The following is a 2324-nucleotide window of genomic DNA, read 5'->3' as shown; positions in this document are numbered from 1 at the left end:
CGGCCTCGAGGTACTCCAGGGTCAGCGCGTAGTTGAGGATCTCCAGGTCCCCGGCCGATCCCTGGGCGAACGCCCGCGGATCGCCCCGGGTGACGGCGACGAACGTGGCGCCGACGCCGACCAGGGCAGCTCCCTTGAGGAACCGGCGCCGGTCGCTCTCCTCGCGGAACGACATCACTGCAGACCCGCCGAACAGCCTCCTCGACCGTTCCACCCTCTTGTCATGGCTCATGTCGATCTCCTCCGGTAGGCGCTTCGCCGGCGTGCCTGGTGTGATCAGGCCGTGGCGCGGACGACGATGCGTTGTGTCCTGTCACCCTTCGGGTGGCAGGCGAACAAGGTGAGCTGCCGGGCCCCGGGGTCGGCCGGTGGCGCGAGGACGACATCGCGGTACTCGGCCTCGGGCACGATCAGCGTCTCGGTGACGCGGTAGGTGACCGGGGAGCCCTCGACCGTGGTGATGGTCACCGCAGCTCCGGGCGCCAACGTGTCGAGGTCGCCGAACGGACGGGTGAAGGTGGTGCGGTGTCCTGAGAGCACCGCGTTGCCGAACTGTCCGGGCGCGACCGTGCCCGGCCAGTGCCCGGGCCCCTGCTCCAGCACCGAGGGGTGCACACCCGCGGCGTAGACGACGTCGAGACCCACATCCGGGACCGCGATCCGCCCCAGTGGGGTGTACTCCTGCGGCGAGGTCGCGACGAGCGAGGCCAGCGCGGGATCGAACGGGAAGTCGTCGTTCGCTGCCGCCTGCGCAGCGAACTCCTCGCGCAGTCGCTGCACCAGCTCGAAGCTCGGCGCCTCCCGCGAACCGGCTGCTATCGGCGCCGTGCCTGCCGTCTGCGCCGACTGGTTCACCAGGCCCGGAATGACCAGGCCCACCACCACCAGTGCCGCGAGCACGCCGCCCACGCCGATCCACCGCGCCGCTCGTCTGCCCTTGTTCAAGGATCGGCCCTTCGGATGCTCGACGGACTCCCGGATGACGGCCTGTGATGTCGTGCACTCGTCTTTCGGGTACCGCCGCCGAACGGTTCGACCAGGGGAAGACGGATCAACCCAGCACCGCGATCCCGAATGGCGCCCGGGAGGTCCTGCCCCTTACGGGACCGACCAGCCCTCGTTGACCAGCTCAGCCGAGATGGCTCTCCGGCGATCGCGGTTGCCCTGGCTGGGGGACGACCGCTGTGCGGGTCCGATCCTCTCGATCAGTCGTTGCTGTCGCTGGTGTTCACCTCGCCGTTCACACCATCGGGGAAGAAGCCCCCCTCGGTGACCGCAGCGGGGTTGAGGTAGACGATGTTGAGCACCTGGCCGGGTGTGCGGCTGAAGGCGATGCCGTTGTCGTCGGTGGGCACGATGTTGGCCTTGCCGCGCACCTTGATGCCCTGATCGAGGTCCGCGGGACCGTCGAGGCTGTCACGGGCGTCGGAGATCCGACCGGCCTCCTTGGCCAGGCCCTTGGCCAGCAGGACCGTGCGGATGAGCCCGGCGTGGTAGGCCTCGACCGCGAGGATGCCGGCCGCCGCCTCGAGGAAGGTCTTGTTCGCGATCAGCGGGGCGGCGCCCTTGTAGGCGGTGACGCCCACGTCCTCGAACACGAACGCCCCGAGCAGGAAGTTGTTCTCGTTCGCGAAAGCGTCGAAGCGCTCGTCGCCTCTGACCAGCCCGGCGGCGCGGGCCGCGGCAGTGAACGCCTCGTCCAGGTCGATGGCGGGTCGGGCGACCTTCGCGTCGCCGAGCGCTGCGCGCAGGAAGTCGACGTGCGCGCGCTCGTCGTTCGCGATCTCGTCGGCGTACTGGCGGACCTGCCGGGTCTCGAAGTCGACCTGGCGGCCGCCGGACACCCCGCCGAGGGTCCCCGCGCCGTCGACCTGCCCGTCGGAGAGCCCCTCCCCGGTGGCGGCTCGCAGGTAGAACTCGGCCTCCAGGTACTCGAGGTTCAGTGCGAAGTTGAGCACTGCGGCGTCGCTCGGGCCCTGCTCGTCGTCCTCCTGCGCGTACGCGAGCCCGTTGCCGAGCACACCGGCGCCGGCGACGCCGACCGTGGTCAGGCCAGCGGCGCGCAGGAACCGGCGACGGTCGACGCCGTTCTCGGCGCTCCGATTGATCGTCTCGCGGATGAACGCCCTGCTGAATCCTTCGAACACTGCTGCTCCTCGAGTGATGGGCGACGGGGCGAAGTAGCTCGCACACAACACATCGCTACCGGACTCGGATCGGTTACGCCGTCGTGGGATCAACATCGACCTCGACCTCGACCTCAGCATCCTGACCAGCGGTGTCGCGCGTCAGACTTCTTGGCAGGGCCCGTTTCTTGCGGGTCT

3 protein-coding genes are annotated in these 2324 nt (G+C 69.4%); all 3 read right to left on the bottom strand.

Annotated elements, in window-relative coordinates; genetic code table 11:
* On the bottom strand, positions 1-232 hold a 232-nt coding region (locus tag QZX79_RS13210), incomplete at its 3' end, for a twin-arginine translocation signal domain-containing protein (RefSeq protein ID WP_294568797.1).
* A 44-nt stretch (positions 233-276) separates the two neighbouring features.
* Positions 277-945, bottom strand: coding sequence for a class E sortase (locus QZX79_RS13205; RefSeq protein ID WP_294568795.1), 669 nt, complete (start codon positions 943-945; stop codon positions 277-279).
* A gap of 260 nt (positions 946-1205) precedes the next feature.
* Positions 1206-2147, bottom strand: a complete 942-nt coding sequence (locus QZX79_RS13200; protein WP_294568792.1) for a ferritin-like domain-containing protein — start codon at positions 2145-2147, stop codon at positions 1206-1208.
* Positions 2148-2324: the final 177 nt, after the last annotated feature.

Source organism: uncultured Arthrobacter sp., from assembly GCF_902805515.1.
In the GTDB taxonomy this organism is placed as follows: domain Bacteria; phylum Actinomycetota; class Actinomycetes; order Actinomycetales; family Micrococcaceae; genus Arthrobacter_D.
This window is presented reverse-complemented; position numbering and strand designations above follow the sequence as displayed.